The sequence below is a fragment of the Pseudomonas sp. GW821-FHT09H03 genome (genome assembly GCF_059415945.1).
Genome location: NZ_JBWKOF010000006.1, coordinates 301665 through 317664, shown reverse-complemented (window position 1 = coordinate 317664; position 16000 = coordinate 301665). Strand labels below are relative to the sequence as shown.

General features: G+C 61.6%; 13 protein-coding genes. 4 read left to right on the top strand and 9 right to left on the bottom strand.

Annotated features, from left to right (window positions below; translation table 11 throughout):
- From paaA to paaF, 7 genes are all read right to left on the bottom strand, one after another.
- On the bottom strand, positions 1–990 hold the full coding sequence (gene paaA, locus AC07OG_RS11200; protein WP_060539879.1) for a 1,2-phenylacetyl-CoA epoxidase subunit PaaA: 990 nt from the start codon (positions 988–990) through the stop codon (positions 1–3).
- Between the two features lie 768 nt (positions 991–1758).
- Positions 1759–3084, bottom strand: a complete 1326-nt coding sequence (gene paaK, locus AC07OG_RS11195) for a phenylacetate--CoA ligase PaaK (protein WP_495067044.1) — start codon at positions 3082–3084, stop codon at positions 1759–1761.
- A gap of 98 nt (positions 3085–3182) precedes the next feature.
- Complete coding sequence (pcaF, locus tag AC07OG_RS11190; protein ID WP_495067043.1) at positions 3183–4394, bottom strand: 3-oxoadipyl-CoA thiolase; 1212 nt, start codon at positions 4392–4394, stop codon at positions 3183–3185.
- Positions 4387–4836, bottom strand: coding sequence for a hydroxyphenylacetyl-CoA thioesterase PaaI (paaI, locus tag AC07OG_RS11185; protein WP_060539876.1), 450 nt, complete (start codon positions 4834–4836; stop codon positions 4387–4389). The genes pcaF and paaI overlap by 8 nt, the downstream gene beginning before the upstream one ends.
- Positions 4829–6346: a 3-hydroxyacyl-CoA dehydrogenase PaaH gene (gene paaH, locus AC07OG_RS11180; protein ID WP_218424548.1), complete on the bottom strand. Its 1518-nt coding sequence runs from the start codon at positions 6344–6346 to the stop codon at positions 4829–4831. Before paaH ends, paaI begins: the two co-directional genes overlap by 8 nt.
- 3 nt (positions 6347–6349) lie before the next feature.
- Entirely contained in the window at positions 6350–7141 is a 792-nt protein-coding gene (gene paaG, locus AC07OG_RS11175) for a 2-(1,2-epoxy-1,2-dihydrophenyl)acetyl-CoA isomerase PaaG (RefSeq protein WP_495067042.1), read from the bottom strand.
- A gap of 51 nt (positions 7142–7192) precedes the next feature.
- On the bottom strand, positions 7193–7966 hold the full coding sequence (paaF, locus tag AC07OG_RS11170; RefSeq protein WP_495067041.1) for a 2,3-dehydroadipyl-CoA hydratase PaaF: 774 nt from the start codon (positions 7964–7966) through the stop codon (positions 7193–7195).
- Positions 7967–8314: 348 nt separating this feature from the next.
- Here paaF and paaY point away from each other — a divergent pair, with 348 nt between their 5' ends.
- The 3 genes from paaY to feaR all read left to right on the top strand — a co-directional run bounded on the left by paaY (position 8315) and on the right by feaR (position 10998).
- Positions 8315–8911: a phenylacetic acid degradation protein PaaY gene (gene paaY, locus AC07OG_RS11165; RefSeq protein WP_495067040.1), complete on the top strand. Its 597-nt coding sequence runs from the start codon at positions 8315–8317 to the stop codon at positions 8909–8911.
- Positions 8912–9057: 146 nt separating this feature from the next.
- A complete protein-coding gene (gene paaX / locus AC07OG_RS11160; protein WP_060539871.1) occupies positions 9058–9981 on the top strand; it encodes a phenylacetic acid degradation operon negative regulatory protein PaaX in 924 nt (307 codons plus the stop codon).
- 102 nt (positions 9982–10083) lie between these two features.
- Complete coding sequence (gene feaR / locus AC07OG_RS11155) at positions 10084–10998, top strand: transcriptional regulator FeaR (RefSeq protein WP_495067039.1); 915 nt, start codon at positions 10084–10086, stop codon at positions 10996–10998.
- 208 nt (positions 10999–11206) lie between these two features.
- On the opposite strand, the gene tynA is transcribed toward feaR, so the two are convergent.
- Positions 11207–13486 carry a primary-amine oxidase gene (gene tynA / locus AC07OG_RS11150; RefSeq protein ID WP_495067038.1) on the bottom strand — a complete coding sequence of 760 codons (2280 nt, stop codon included), beginning with the start codon at positions 13484–13486 and terminating at the stop codon, positions 11207–11209.
- A gap of 198 nt (positions 13487–13684) precedes the next feature.
- Positions 13685–14836, bottom strand: a complete 1152-nt coding sequence (locus tag AC07OG_RS11145; protein ID WP_495067037.1) for an MFS transporter — start codon at positions 14834–14836, stop codon at positions 13685–13687.
- A gap of 163 nt (positions 14837–14999) precedes the next feature.
- Here AC07OG_RS11145 and AC07OG_RS11140 point away from each other — a divergent pair, with 163 nt between their 5' ends.
- Positions 15000–15992 (top strand): diaminopimelate epimerase, encoded by a 993-nt coding sequence (locus AC07OG_RS11140; protein ID WP_495067036.1) that lies wholly within the window; start codon positions 15000–15002, stop codon positions 15990–15992.
- Positions 15993–16000: the final 8 nt, after the last annotated feature.

Below are 16000 nucleotides of genomic sequence, written 5' to 3'. Positions count from 1 at the left end.
TCAGGCGGCGTTCTTGTTTTGTTTTTTGCGGGCGTGGGCGACGGCGGCTTCACGAACCCAGGCACCGTCTTCAATCGCCTTGCGGCGGGTGTCGACGCGCTCCTGATTGCACGGGCCGTTGCCCTTGAGCACTTCGTAGAATTCGCTCCACTGGATTTCGCCGAAGTCGTAGTGGCCACGTTCGGCGTTCCACTTCAAGTCCGGGTCGGGGCAGGTGCAGCCCAAAAGCTCAAGCTGCGGGATGGTCTGGTCGATGAAGCGCTGGCGCAGTTCGTCGTTGCTCTGGCGCTTGATTTTCCAGGCCATCGATTGCGCACTGTTCGGCGAGTGTTCGTCGCTTGGGCCAAACATCATCAGCGACGGCCACCAGAGGCGATTGATCGCGTCCTGGACCATGTCTTTTTGCGCCTGAGTACCGTGGCGCATCATGGTCAGCAGGATTTCGTAGCCCTGGCGCTGGTGGAAGCTCTCTTCCTTGCAGATGCGGATCATCGCCCGCGAGTACGGGCCGTAGGAGGTGCGCTGCAGCACCACCTGGTTGACGATCGCCGCCCCATCGACCAGCCAGCCTACTGCGCCCATGTCGGCCCAGTTCAGCGTCGGGTAATTGAAAATGCTCGAGTACTTGGCCTTGCCGCTGTGCAGCTTGTCGATCTCTTCATCGCGATCGGCGCCGAGGGTTTCCATGGCGCTGTACAGGTAGAGACCGTGGCCGGCTTCGTCCTGGATTTTGGCCATCAGTTGCAGTTTGCGCTTGAGGCTTGGCGCGCGGGTGACCCAGTTGCCTTCCGGCAGCATGCCGACGATTTCCGAGTGAGCGTGCTGCGAGATCTGCCGGATGAGGGTCTGGCGATAGGCATCGGGCATCCAGTTTTTTGCTTCGATCTTGATTTCTGAATCGATTTTTTCCTGGAAGGCGCGTTCCTGTTCGGACATCTCCGACAGGTCTTTGATGCGCTTTACGCCGGTTTCTACAAGCTGTGCGTACATTCGGGTGTCTCCCGCCGTGAATCTGTTGAAGGCATGGAGAACTTTATAAGCGATACAGAATTTAATATCAAACAGTAAATATCGTGTCGTATGTGTTTTTGTATCGCTTTGGGATGGACGGTCTTTGCCAAGATCCAAAAAGCCACCCTCACCCCAGCCCTCTCCCGGAGGGAGAGGGAGCCGACGGAGGGGTTCTTTCGAGGTGCATCGACCTGAAAAAACGGGTTGGACTCAGGTTTGGAGAGGGGGGGGGAGCCGACGGTGGGTTCTTTCGAGGTGCATCGACCTGAAAAACGGGTTGGACTCAGGTTTGGAGAGGGGGGAGCCGACGGTGGGGTCTTTCGAAGTGCATCGACCTGAAAAAATCGGGTTGGACTCAGGTTTGGAGAGGGGGGGAGCCGACGGTGGGTTCTTTCGAGGTGCATCGACCTGAAAAAATTGGGTTGGACTCAGGTTTGGAGAGGGGGGAGCCGACGGTGGGTTCTTTCGAGGTGCATCGACCTGAAAAAATCGGGTTGGACTCAGGTTTGGAGAGGGGGGAGCCGACGGTGGGTTCTTTCGAGGTGCATCGACCGGAAAATTTCGAGTCGAACTCAGGTTTTGAAATCTACAAAGATCTGCTCCCTTTCCCCTCGCCCCCTTGGGGGAGAGGGCTGGGGTGAGGGGGTTGGATCTCAGCCGCTACGCATAACTTGAACTTTCCACTCGCGCAAAAAAAGCCCCGCAAAAGCAGGGCCATAAGAGGTGCAGCAGTCATTCTTTAAACCATCACGCCTTGGGACGCTTATCCACCACGTGGCAAGCCTTGCCCTCCGACCGCTTGATCGCGTGGAGCGGCTGCAAAACGATCCGCGAACTGATCCCGATATACGTCTTGATATGCTTGCTCAACTCGCCACAAACCGCCTTCTGCTGTTCATCGCTCATGTGCTGATGTTCAGCCCGCAGCTCAACATGCACATCGACGCTGTCCAAGTTGCCATTGCGATACAGATGAATTTCGTAGCACTCGGAAAGTTGTTTGACTTTCAGTACCTGCTCCTCGATCTGGGTCGGGAATACGTTGACCCCACGAATGATCAGCATGTCATCGCTGCGCCCGGTGATCTTGTCGATGCGCCGCATCGGTCGTGCGGTGCCCGGCAGCAGGCGCGTCAGATCCCGGGTGCGGTAGCGGATCATCGGCAGGGCTTCTTTGCTCAGGGAGGTGAACACCAGCTCACCCATCTGACCGTCCGGCAGCACTTCGCCAGTGACCGGGTCGATGATTTCCGGGTAGAAATGGTCTTCCCAGATAGTCGGGCCATCCTTGGTTTCGGCACATTCCATGGCCACGCCCGGGCCCATGATTTCCGAAAGACCGTAGATGTCCAGGGCCGTGATGCCCATGCGCGCTTCAATGGCGCTGCGCAGTTCGGCGGTCCATGGCTCGGCGCCGAAGATGCCCAGGCGCAGGGCCAGTTTGTGCGGGTCGATGCCCTGGCGCTCGATTTCATCGGCGATGTTGAGCATGTAGGACGGCGTGACCATGATGATGTCCGGCTGGAAATCCTTGATCAGTTGCACTTGTTTCTCGGTCTGGCCGCCGGACATCGGAATCACCGTGCAGCCCAGGCGTTCGGCACCGTAATGCGCGCCGAGGCCGCCGGTGAACAGGCCGTAGCCATAGGAGATGTGTACCTTGTCGCCACGCCGGCCACCGGCTGCGCGGATCGAGCGTGCGACCACGTTGGCCCAGGTGTCTATGTCGTTCTGGGTGTAGCCGACCACGGTCGGTTTGCCGGTGGTGCCACTGGACGCATGCAGGCGCACGATGTCGTGCATCGGCACGGCAAACATGCCGTAGGGGTAGTTGTCGCGCAGGTCGGACTTGGTGGTGAAGGGGAACTTCGCCAGGTCATCCAGGGACTTGATGTCGTCCGGGTGTACGCCCAGGGCATCGAAGCGCTGACGGTACAGCGGCACGTTGTTGTAGGCGTGGTTCAGGCTCCAGCGCAGGCGCTCCAGCTGATGCTGGCGCAACTCGTCGATGCTGGCGGTTTCCAGCGGGTCCAGCACAGGATCAAGCGTGGATCGGGCTATTGGCATGTTCATAACTTCACTCGAATTATTTTTGTGTTCCAGCCCTTTGCACAGGGGCTTTGAGTGCATGCCCCAAGGATACCTCTCGGCTCCCCGGGAATCGCGGTTCTTTAGTCGGACAAGCGCTCGATGATCAGCGCGATGCCTTGGCCGACGCCGATGCACATGGTGCACAGGGCGTAGCGACCGTTGCGTTCCTCAAGCTCATGCAGGGCGGTGGTGACCAGGCGCGCGCCACTCATGCCCAGCGGATGACCGAGGGCAATGGCGCCGCCGTTGGGGTTGACCCGTGGATCGGTGTCGCTCAGGCCCAGTTCGCGCAATACCGCCAGGCCTTGTGCGGCAAAAGCTTCGTTGAGCTCGATCACGTCCATGTCCGCCAGGCTCAGGTTGGCCACTTCCAGCACCTTGCGCGTTGCCGGTACCGGGCCGATGCCCATGATTCGCGGTTCGACGCCCGCGGTGGCCATCGCCACCACCCGACCGCGTGCGGTCAGGCCGTGACGTTTGGCGACTTCGGGGCTGGCCAGCAACAGGGCGCAGGCACCGTCATTGACTCCGGAGGCGTTGCCGGCGGTGATGCTGCCGCCTTCGCGGAACGGTGTGCCGAGTTTGGCAAGCTGTTCCAGGGTGGTATCGCCGCGCGGGTGCTCATCGTGCTCGACCACTTTGGCCGGGCCTTTGCGCTGGGGAATTTCTACTGCAACGATCTCCTTGGCCAAGCGCCCGTTAGCTTGGGCCGCAGCGGCGCGTTGCTGGCTGCGCAGGGCGAAAGCGTCCTGGTCGGCCCGGGAGATGTTGAACTGTGCGGCGACGTTTTCCGCGGTTTCCGGCATGGAGTCGATGCCGTAGGCCTTTTTCATCAGTGGATTGACGAAGCGCCAGCCGATGGTGGTATCGAAGATCTCGGCCTGGCGGGAAAATGCCTGCTCGGCCTTGCCCATCACCAGCGGTGCGCGGGACATCGATTCGACGCCGCCGACCAGCATCAGGCCGACTTCGCCACTGCGAATAGCCCGGGCTGCGCTGCCGACCGCATCCAGCCCGGAACCGCACAGGCGATTGAGAGTGGTGCCGGGCACGCTGACCGGCAGGCCAGCCAGCAGCGCCGACATGCGTGCGACGTTGCGGTTGTCTTCACCGGCCTGGTTGGCGCAGCCGTAGATCACGTCGTCGACCGAGTTCCAGTCGACTTGCGGGTGGCGGCGCAGCAGTTCGCGCAGGGGCACCGCGCCGAGGTCGTCGGCGCGCACGCCGCTCAGCACTCCGGCATAGCGGCCGATCGGGGTGCGTACCGCGTCGATGATCAGGGCGTCATTCATCAGGGGTCTCCTGCGCCAGCACGGGGCCGCGCACTTTGTAGGATTTGCCGTGGAACAGGGCGATCAACTGACCCTGCTGGTTTTCAATGCGTACGTCATAGTTGCCGGTGCGCCCGGAACGGCTTTGCTCGATGCAGTCGGCGTTCAACGTATCGCCCAGTCGTGCCGGGGCGATGTAGTCGATGCTGCAGCCGATGGCCACGGTGGCTTCGTTGTAGCTGTTGCAAGCGAACGCGAACGCCGAGTCGGCGAGGGCGAACAGGTAGCCGCCGTGGCAGGTGCCATGGCCCTGGAGCATGTCGGCGCGTACGGTCATGCCCACCCGGGCGCAACCGGGACCTGCGGACAGCAGGCGCATGCCCATGGCCTGGCTGGCGGTGTCGCGCTGGAACAAGGCCTGGGCGCAGGTGCTGGCCAGGTTCATCGCTTCATGGTTAGTCATGGAATGTTCTCCCTTCAGCGACCCGACGACGCAACAGCAGCGAAGGGCGATAGCGTTCTTCGCCGTAAACGGCTTGCAGGTTTTCCAGTACGCTGAGGATGTGCCGCAGCCCGATCGCATCCGCCCAGGCCAGCGGGCCTTGCGGGTAATTGACCCCGGCGCGCATGGCCAGATCGATGTCGGCGGCCGAAGCCACGCCTTGCAGCAGGGCATCGGCGGCTTCGTTGGCGAGCATGGCCACGGTACGCAGCACCGCGAGGGCGGGGCTGTCGCTGAGTTGGCTGACTTTGAAGCCGGCCTGGTGCAGTAGCGCGATTCCTTGTTCCAGAGCTTGTGGGTCGATGCCCTCCGCGCAACTGATGGCGATGCGTTTGGCCTGGCCGTAATCCAGTGCCAGGTCCAGCAGAATCAGATTGCGCAGCCCGTCTTCCCTGGCGCGCTGGCAAGCCATGCGTCCATCGCTCAAAGCCAGTACGGCGTCGCCGACGCGCAGCAGGCCCCGGCCATCGCGCTGGATGACTTCGATGCCCTGCTCGCGAAGGCGCGCAAGCAAACCCCGGGCAATGCCCAGATCACCTTCGACGATGCACACATCCACGGTCGCGGTGCTGGCGACCTGCGCAGGTAACGCGCGCTCGACACCTTCGGCGTAAGAATAGAAACCCTGCCCGCTCTTGCGACCCAGGCGCCCGCCGTCCACCAGTTCTTTCTGGATCAGCGAAGGCAGGAAGCGCGTGTCGTTGTAGTAGGCACTGAACACCGAGCAGGTCACCGCGTAGTTGACGTCGTGGCCGATCAGGTCGGTCAGCTCGAACGCACCCATGGCAAATCCGCCGGCGTCGCGCATCAGTGCATCCAGGGTAGGGCAATCGGCAGCGCCTTCCTGCAGCAGGCGCAGGCTTTCGGCATAAAACGGCCGGGCCACGCGGTTGACGATGAAGCCCGGAGTAGAGCGGGTATGCACCGGTTTTTTGCCCCAGGCCCTGGCGGTGTCGTACAGGCATTCGGCCAGGACTGGATCGCTGGCCAGCCCGGAAACGATTTCCACCAGCGCCATCACCGGCGCCGGGTTGAAGAAGTGCAGGCCGAGCAGGCGCTGCGGATGGCTCAGCTGTGCAGCAATGCTGGTGATCGACAGCGACGAGGTGTTGCTGGCCAGAATGCAGTGTTCGCCGCAGATGCCTTCGAGCTGGCGGAACAGCGCGCGCTTGACCTCAAGGTTCTCGACGATGGCTTCGATGATCAAATCGCAATCGGCCAGGGCTTCGATGGCTTCCACAGCCACCAGGCGACCAATGGTTGCGCTGCGCGACTCGGCGGACAGCTTGCCGCTGTCGACCCGCTTGCCCAATTGCCGGTTGATGCCTTCGATGGCTTGAGCCGCGGCGCCGGGACGGTTGTCCAGCAGCAGCACCGGGTGCCCGGCCTGTGCCGCGACCTGAGCGATGCCGGCACCCATGGCCCCGGCGCCGATCACGGCGATACGTGCGGTAGTGTTCAGTGCGCTCATGGCTCAGCGCCCCTTGAAGCTTGGGCTGCGTTTTTCCATGAAGGCGCCGACGCCTTCGCGATAATCCGCACTGCGCCCGGCCAGGCGTTGCAGATCGCGTTCCAGCTCCAGCTGTTCGTCGAAGCTGTTGCTCATGCTGGCGTTCAGGCTGCGTTTGATCAGTGCCAGGCCGTAGGTCGGCTGAGTGGCCAGGTGGCGCGCCAGCTTCAAGGCTTCGTCGCGCAGTTCGGCGTCTTCCACGCAGCGGTAGATCAGGCCCCATTGCTCGGCCTGCTCGGCGGTCAGGCGGTTACCCAACAGCGCCAGCGCCTTGGCCCGCGCCATGCCGACCAGGCGTGGCAGGGTCCAGGTGCCACCGGAATCAGGAATCAGGCCGATTTTGCAGAAGGCCTGAATGAAACTGGCCGAGCGCGCCGCCAGCACCAGGTCGCAGGCCAATGGGATGTTGGCCCCAGCCCCGGCCGCCACGCCATTGACCGCGCAGATCACCGGCAGCGGCAGGTCGCGCAACTGGCGGATCATCGGGTTGTAGAACTTCTCGATCGACTCACCCAGATCCGGCACGGCGCTGCCCGGTGCGACGTTGCGATCGCTCAGGTCTTGCCCGGCGCAGAAGCCTCGGCCTTCACCGGTCAGCAACAAGACGCGCACGTCCGGGTTCTGCCGCACCTGTTTCAGCGCCTCCTTCACTTCACCATGCATTTGCGTGTTGAAACTGTTGAGCTGGTCCGGGCGGTTGAGGCTGAGCAGGGCGACGCCGGCCTCGATGGAAAACAGGATGTGTTCGAAGTTCATGGTCTGGGCGCTCTCTTGGCGGTCATTCGAATTCGGTGGCTGATAACCGGTTTATTCGCCGGTGAAGTTCGGCCGGCGTTTTTCCTGGAACGCGCGGATGCCTTCGTCGCGGTCGCGGGTGCCCGCCAGCAAGGTGAAGGCGTGGCGCTCGAAACGCAGGCCGCTGGCGAGGTCGGTGTCCATGGCCTTGAGCAGCGCTTCCTTGGCCAGGCGCACTGCCAGCGGAGCCTTGGCGGCAATGCTGCGGGCGACCTGCACGGCACGTTCGACGGTCAATTCCGGTTGCGTCACTTCACTGACCAGGCCGGCGCGCTGGGCCTGGCGGGCGTCGATTGCGTCGCCGGTCAGGACCATTTGCATCGCCATGGACTTGCCGACAGCGCGTAGCAGGCGCTGGGTGCCCCCGGCGCCGGGCATGATTCCGAGGTTGATTTCCGGCTGGCCGAAGCGGGCGTCTTCACCGGCAATGATGATGTCAGCGTGCATGGCCAGTTCGCAGCCACCGCCGAGGGCGAAGCCGTTGACGGCGGCGATCAGTGGTTTGCTGAAGCGGGTGATGCTTTGCCACGAGGCCTGGCGCGGGTCGTTGAGGACACCGACCAGATTGCATTCGGCCATTTCCTTGAGGTCGGCACCGGCGGCGAACGCCTTGCGGCTGCCGGTGAGGACCACGGCGCGGGTCGCGGGGTCAGCTTGCGCGGCGTTCAGTTCGTCGGCCAGCTCACCCAGCAACTCGGTGGTCAGGGCATTCAGGGCTTGCGGACGCTGCAGGGTAATCAGGCGAACGCCGGGCTCGATCAGCTCGATAGCAAGGGTTTGAGGCATGGCGGATGCCCTCGTGGTGCAGGCTCGGCGTGGCGCCGGCTCGTTATTGGATCGGCCGCAGGGGCCGGTTATGCCCAAGTATAGCTACAACGTGATACGCAAAAGCAATATCAAAATAGGTTTAACGTGTCTTAATGGTGGTTGATTTGATGCGAGGTGATTGTGTTGAAATCCATTTAATTTCGATCTAATCCCCGTTTTTATTGGGTTTTTTGAGGATCTGCCAGGCGTAATGCAGGTCGTCGGAAAGGGCTTTTCCAAGTGATACGGTTTTTTGTCTTTGTGATGTCAAAAGTGATGTGATACAAAACAAATCATTATCCGCATCGCTTTGCGAAGGAAGCTCCCATGACTTGCTACAGCCTTGATGGCCTGACCCCGGTGGTTGACCCGAGCGCTTACGTGCATCCGTCGGCTGTATTGATCGGTGATGTGATCGTCGGTCCGCATTGTTATGTCGGCCCCCTGGCGAGCCTGCGTGGGGACTTCGGGCGAATCGTGCTGGAGGAGGGCGCCAACCTGCAGGACACCTGCGTGATGCACGGCTTTCCCGATAGCGACACCGTGGTCGAACGCAATGGTCATATAGGGCATGGCGCAGTGCTGCACGGCTGCCGGATCGGTGCCGACGCACTGGTCGGCATGAATGCCGTGGTGATGGACAACGCACGGATCGGCCCGCGGTCATTCGTCTCGGCGGCGGCGTTCGTCAAAGCGGGATTCGAATGCCCGGAGCAGTCGCTGGTGATGGGCGCGCCGGCCATCGTCAAGCGCAGCCTCAGCGATCAGGAAGTGGCGTGGAAACTGGCGGGTACCCGGGAGTATCAGCAACTGGCCCAGCGTTGCCTGGAACAGATGCAGGTTTGCGAGCCGCTGACCGAGCCGGAACCCGATCGCCCACGCATCAGCGATAGCGCCCTGCGACCCAAAGGTAATCGCATGTGAATACAGTCCCAGTGGGAGAGGGCTTGCTCGCGAAAGCGCAGTGTCAGACGACAGATTTATAAACTGACTCACCGCCTTCGCGAGCAAGCCCGCTCCCACAAGAGGATTTTCGGTATATTCCTTTTCTTTTTCCGCTCGGTACGCCTATGTCGTCCCTGATACCCTTGAACAATCTGATCACCCGCTTCCAGGAACAGACGCCGATCCGCGCCAGTTCGCTGATTATCACCCTGTACGGGGACGCCATCGAGCCCCACGGCGGTACGGTATGGCTGGGCAGCCTGATCCAGTTGCTCGAACCTATCGGCATCAATGAACGGCTGATCCGCACCTCGATTTTCCGCCTGACCAAGGAAGGCTGGCTGACCGCCGAAAAAGTCGGCCGACGCAGTTACTACAGCCTGACCGGCACCGGCCGCCGACGTTTCGACAAGGCGTTCAAGCGGGTCTACAACACCTCCATGCCAGCCTGGGACGGCTCCTGGTGCCTGGTGATGCTGTCGCAGTTGACCCAGGAAAAGCGCAAGCAAGTGCGCGAAGAACTCGAATGGCAAGGTTTCGGTGCGATATCGCCGGGGGTGCTCGCCTGCCCGCGCATTGAGCGCACCGACGTCAATGCGACCCTGCTCGACCTGGGTGTCCAGGAAGACACCATCGTCTTCGAAACCACTGCCCAGGACGTGCTGGCTTCCAAGGCCCTGCGCCTGCAAGTGCGTGAAAGCTGGAACATCGAGGAACTGGCGACCCATTACAGCGAGTTCATCCAGTTGTTTCGGCCGCTGTGGCAAGCGCTGCGCGAGCAGGAGAACCTGCAGCCGGCCGATTGTTTCCTGGCGCGGATCCTGCTTATTCACGAATACCGCAAGCTGCTGCTGCGTGACCCGCAATTACCGGACGAGTTGTTACCCGGCGATTGGGAAGGCCGTGCCGCCCGCCAGTTGTGCCGCAATATTTACCGTTTGATTTATGCCAAGGCCGAGGAATGGCTCAACAGCGCCCTGGAAACGGCCGACGGCCCGTTACCGGAGGTGGGTGAAAGCTTCTATCGGCGGTTTGGCGGACTCAAATAGCACGTCATTGTTCAGGGAGTGGTGCGGTTCAGGAGACGCGGAGCATCCCGATGTCGTGTGGATTGACGTAGACAATAAAAACAAGCCTGCGTGAGGCCAGACATGATTTCAACTACTGCACAGCGCCATGACGGGTTCGATCAGTGGATCCATCAGATCAACCAGATCTGTGGCGCCTTCGACGCACAGCCCCTGGGCTGCGAATTCGCCGGGCGTATCCGCGAACACCAGAGCGACGCCCTGAAACTCAGTTTCGTCGACGTGTGCCAGGCCCGGCTGTTCCGCACGCCCCGGGAAGTCGCGGTGGGCGAGGGCGGCAAGTACTTCGCGGTGTTCCAGCTCGATGGCACCGCGGGAATGGCCCAGGGCGACAGCAGGGTGTTGCTGGCGCCCGGCGACATCACGCTGATCGATGCGTCGCGGCCAAGCGACTTCACCTACAGCGAAAACTCCAGGCAGTTGTCGCTGATCCTGCCGTATCAACTGGTCGAGCAAACCCTGCGTTTCAACCAGGTCAAGTGCGGTCATCGCATCGCCGCGAGTTCGCCCATCGCCATGTTGTCGCACCGGTTGATTCTCGATGCCACCCGCCAGCAGAACCTGACCCGACAAGAAAGCGAAGCGACCCTGGAGGCGATTGTCAGCCTGCTGCGGCCGGCGATCTGCCAGGCCGACGATGGCGAGGATGCCCATGAGCGTATCTTTCGCAAGACCCTGAGCTGCGTTGACGAAAACATTCGCTCCGAGGAGCTGTGCCCGGAGTGGCTGGCGCGGGAAGTCGGCATGTCCACCCGTGGCCTGTACCGGATGTTCGCCAAGAAGGGCCTGGTGGTGGCGCGCTACATCAAGAACCGCCGCCTGGACCTGTGCGCCGAATCCCTGCGCTGCTCGGGCAAGGAGCAGAAGTTGTCGGTGCTGGGTTATTCGTGGGGGTTTTCCGATTCGAGCTACTTTTCCACGGCATTCAAGTCGCGCTTCGGCATTGCGCCGGGGGAGTATCGCAAGCGGTATGCTTGAATCGTTTGACCACCGAATACCCCAATGATGGTCTCACCTGGACCTCGAATACCCCAATGACGGTCTCACCTGAACCCCGAACTCCCTGTAGGAGCGAGCATGCTCGCGATGGACTCAAGAGCACCGCGGGGAATCAGGCTCCCCGCGTTATCGTTAACGTCCATCGCGAGCATGCTCGCTCCTACAGTGGGATGGTGTTTGCCATTGGTTATTTCGGTGAATTGAGGTTCAACGTCGGCGTTTCATCGAAGAAGTTCCACGGTTTGAGCAGCGCATGCACCCACTCGGTCGGCATGATGGGCCACTCTTCGGCGCGGGCAATGTGGGTGGTGCCGGTGGTCAGCCAGACCACGTCGTCGGTGTTCTCGATGGACTGGTTATCCCCGGTGAACTGCCCCAGGCCCGAGTCTTTATCCGAGCGGTTCGGGTACTTGCCCTCCGGGTACTTTTCTTCAGGGTTGTATTGCGTCACCCACAGTTGCTTGTCCATGAAACTCAGGCGGTGGTACAGCCATTCGTCGTTGCCGAAGTTGGCGCCCTTGGCCACCGGGTGCGTACCGCCGGCATACGGGATCAACTGGTAGGAAACCGGGTTGCCGACCTTGTTTTCCTTGCTGTAGTTGGTCAGCAGGCGCACGGTCGACGGGTCGAATTTCTGCGCCGCCTGTTGCTCGCTGCTGACCACGCGGGTTTCGGTCTGCATGGTACTGGTGCGCGGCCCGCCACGATCGTTCGGGGCAATCACCGGGTTCACTTCCACCAGTGAGTTGCTTTCACCATCCACGTCCATGTCCAGGCGGAAGTTGTAGATGTGCTGGTGCGTGGTGCCGACGATATTGTGGTCGAGCAGGGTGCCGTAACGGGTGTCTTCCTGGGCGGTGGCTTCGTGCATGGTTTTGGACTTCACGCCCTTGACCGCCTCGATGCCGGTGGCGCCGGCGTCGATGCCGATGGTGCCGTTCTGCTGGAAGACCCAGTCGAAGATGTAGTCGTAGTTGCCGACCGTGCTGATCCAGCGCACCACCAGTTCCCGACGCTCGGTGCTGAGGTTGGGCTGGCCCATTTCCTGGTGTTTGTATTCCGGGCCGGCATAGCGCTCGAACACCGCGATGGCGCGGGGAATCGCTGTCGGTGCGCCGGTGTAGTCGGCGATGGTGGCGTCCAGCAGCACGGCGTTTTCCGGGGCGTCTTTACCCCGGGCGATCGGCGAGGTCAGGGTGCCCATGCCGTAGTCGCCCGAGTCGAGGTAGGCCTTGAAGTACCAGCCAACATCCGGGTCGCCATAAGGCACGATCATGCCGCCCAGCGAGCCTTCGTACATGATCTTGCGTTTCTTGCCCTTGTCATCAAAGGTGACGGTGGACAGGATCGGACCGACCCGCGAGTCGAGCCGAACGTGCAAGTCCCAGTTCTGCCAGTGAATGCTGTTGCCGCTGATGGTGTAGTTCTTGCCCTCGGGCTCGATGATCTGCAGCGGCTTGACCTGCACAGCCTGGCGCCCGCGCCCGTCGTAGGGGGTCGGTTTCATCGGCACCGGGATGATCGCCTCGTCTTCGATCTTGATCAGTTTTTTCTGTTCCAGGTCGACCGTGGCTACCAGGCCTTCGATCGGATGCGCCCAATAGTTGCCGTCGTCGGTGTTGAGGTAACTGACGATTTTCAGCAGGCGCTTGTCCTGGGCCAAGCCATCCTTACCGTCGAAATAGCCAACCGTCAGCGGGGTGGCCACGACCTTTTTCACGTCGTTGATGCCGCGCTTGGCCAGGGCCTGGGCGTATTCAGGGCTGTTCTCCACGGCGGCCTGCACGGTGGCGAAGTCATCCAGCAGCACCATGCCGTGGGCGCCTTCGACCGGTTGCCATGAAGTCAGGGCCTTGCTGTCGAGATCGACCAGCGCTTCGATCACATGCTTGCCGTCCAGTACCACGATATTGGCCTGGCGCGACTGGGCGACGTTTTGCCCGGTAAAGACGAAGTTCCACACCTGATCCTTGGGCGGCGCCTTGACCGAGATTTCGGTGAAGCGAAAACCGGGCTGGTAGTGCTCCGATTTCTTGATGATGGCCACTGCGGCGTTGATCTCGTCCGCGCTCAAAGGGTTGAGCGGGTTCGGGCGGGTCTCGACGACAAAGGTCTTGTCCAGGCCGGACTGGAACACCTGGTTGATGAAGTCCTTGGACATGAACGCCGTATGCTCCTTGAACACCACCGGCACCGTCAGCTCCATGGGCTTGCCGTTGAGCATCGCCACCTTGCTGTTCGGCTTGACCTGCAGGTAGACCCCGTCTTTGGCAATGGTGAACAGATTGGCGTAGTCATCCCATTTGACCGTGGCGCCAAACGCTTCAAGGCCCGCTTGCAGCGGCACCATCTCTGCGTGGCCGCCGTGGGCCTGGGCAGTGTTCGCCCAGAATGGCAGGGCGAGGGTGATGGCCAGAGCGAGTCGGGTGAGCGGTTTTTGTTTTAAGGACGCTTTGGAGCTGAACATGGGTGAGTTCCTGGGAAAGCCGGTGACAGGCACGCCTGCACTTTGCTACAGCCCATTGAAGGCTGCATTGGGATTCCTGCCAGAATCCTTTGGCTGTGTGCCGTTATCGAGCTTTCCTGACGGAAGGCAGATTGGCAAGCGCACGGAGCACCTTGTGATCGTTCTCACGCAGAACGTGGGAACGATCAAAAGCGCAATTCAGACCTTCAACCCCCGACCGCCAATCGCCACCGCCACCAGCAACACCGCCATCAAGGCAAAGGCAAAGCTCAGGCTGCTGGCATGGGCGATGAAGCCGATCAGCGCAGGCCCCGCGAGAATCCCCGCATAGCCCAGCGTGGTAATGGCCGGCACGGCGATGCTTTGCGGCATGACGGTCTGCTTGCCCACCGCGGTGTACAGCACCGGTACGATGTTCGAGCAACCGGCGCCCAGTAACGTATAACCCACCAGCGCCGCCTCCCAGCTGGGTGCGAAGGTCGCCAGAAACAGCCCGGCGGCCGCTGTCAGCCCACCGAATACAATCACTCGCGTCGGGCCCAGGCGACGCACGATTGCGTCACCGGTTAAACGCCCCACGGTCATGGTCAAGGCAAACGCCGCATAACCCAGCCCCGCGTAAGCAGTGTCGATGCCGCGCTCTTGGGTCAGAAATACCGCGCTCCAGTCCAGCGCCGCGCCTTCAGCCAGGAACACGATAAAACACATGCCGCCGATGAACAGGACGATGCCGTGGGGAACGGCAAACGCCGGCCCCGAGCTTTCGCTGCCATAGGGCAACATATGCGGCACGGCCCTGGCCAGTGCGATCAACAGCAGCACGACCACCACCAGCATCGCGCCCAGCGGAGAAACGCCCAGGCCGAGCAGACCGCTGACCCCCGCCGCGCCGACAATCCCGCCGAGGCTGAACAGGCCATGGAAGCCCGACATCATGTTTTTGCCGCTGGCGCGCTCGACGATCACCGCTTGCAGGTTCACTGTCGAATCCACTGTGCCGAGACCGGCGCCGAACATGAACAGAGCCGCGATCAACGCGGGAATCGACGACACCGTTGCCAGCAGTGGCAGGGCCGCGCAGATCAGCAAGGTGCCGCCGCTGGCCACCCGCCGACAACCAAAGCGTGACGCCAGCATCCCCGCCACGGGCATCGCCATAATCGAACCTACGCCCAGGCTCAACAGCAACAAGCCCAGGGTGCCTTCATCCAGCCCGGCCCGGGCTTTGGCATACGGCACCAGCGGCGCCCAGGCAGCGATACCGACCCCGGCGATGAAGAAGGCGATGCGAGTGGAAATTTGCTCCATGCGCCCGGGCACGAATGTGCGTTGGGAATTCAGGCTGGTCATTTCAATCCTTGGTAAAAAGCACGTTCCCAAAGGACAGGAAAATACCTATGGGGTTCGATCAGAGTCCGGATGCTTTGCCGGTCAATCAGGGTGACATCGTTGCACAGCCCCGGGCTGTTTCGCGATATGTTGAGGCAATCCAATACAGCTGGGGGAGGGTGTCATGGCGCAGCGGTACGATGCACGGGGCAATATCTACATAGTGGTGGCACCCGAGGAGTTGCGGGAGCAGGGTATAGCGGTGCCCGAGCAGGCCAGCCGCGCGGCGCAAAGCCGTGAGGCCTGGGCGCAGGCGGCCATAGAAGCCTGTTGCGGCTGGGCTCCCGGCACACAACCGGTCGGCAGCAAGGAGCATCGCAGCGATGGTTTGCTGGTGGGCCCGTTTCAATCGTCATCGCCCTTTGATCTGTTGATCGTCAACACCGATGGCACCCTGGCCGAGCGCAGCGGCAACGGGCTGACGATTTTTTCCCAGGCCCTCAGTGATCAAGGGCTGTTGCCGCAGAGCGAAGCCAGTCTGCTCAGGGTTCACCACGATAAGGCTGATACGCCTTCGCCGGGGCAGACTTCAGTGAAAGCTGCGCAGGTCGAGGGGGTACAAGGTTTCTGGCTCGATCTGGGCCAGCCGGGATTCGGACCTTCGGCGGTCAGTGCCCACGGGGTTGAAGTGGTCATGTTCAATGACCGCGAACTCAGCCACGTTAAACAATTGTCGGCACTCAATAGTGCATGGTCGCGCAGTCAGTTCGCGCGGGTCGGCAATCCGCATTGCGTGACGCTGGTGGACAGCGCCGATGCCTTGCCGAGCAATGAGCAAATGCGCGAGCCAGCGCTGGGCGAAGAGCTGACGCGCATTGCCTATGCCATGCCGACCGGCGCAGGTAAACCCTGCCCGGCGGGGATCAACCTGCAATGGGCGATGCTGGAGTCTGAAGGGCACATTACCGCGCGTGTGTTCGAGCGCGGCGAGGGGCCCACGGCGTCCTCGGGCACCAGCGCCAGCGCGGTGGCGTGTGCGGCGTGGCGGGTCGGTTGGGTCAGTGCCGGTGAGGTCAAAGTGACGATGCCGGGCGGTACGGCGCCGATCTTGCTGGAGCAAGAGTTGGGGGAGTTGAGTCGGGTCAGCCTGTTTGGCAGGGCTCGAATGATCGATTGATTCTGAAA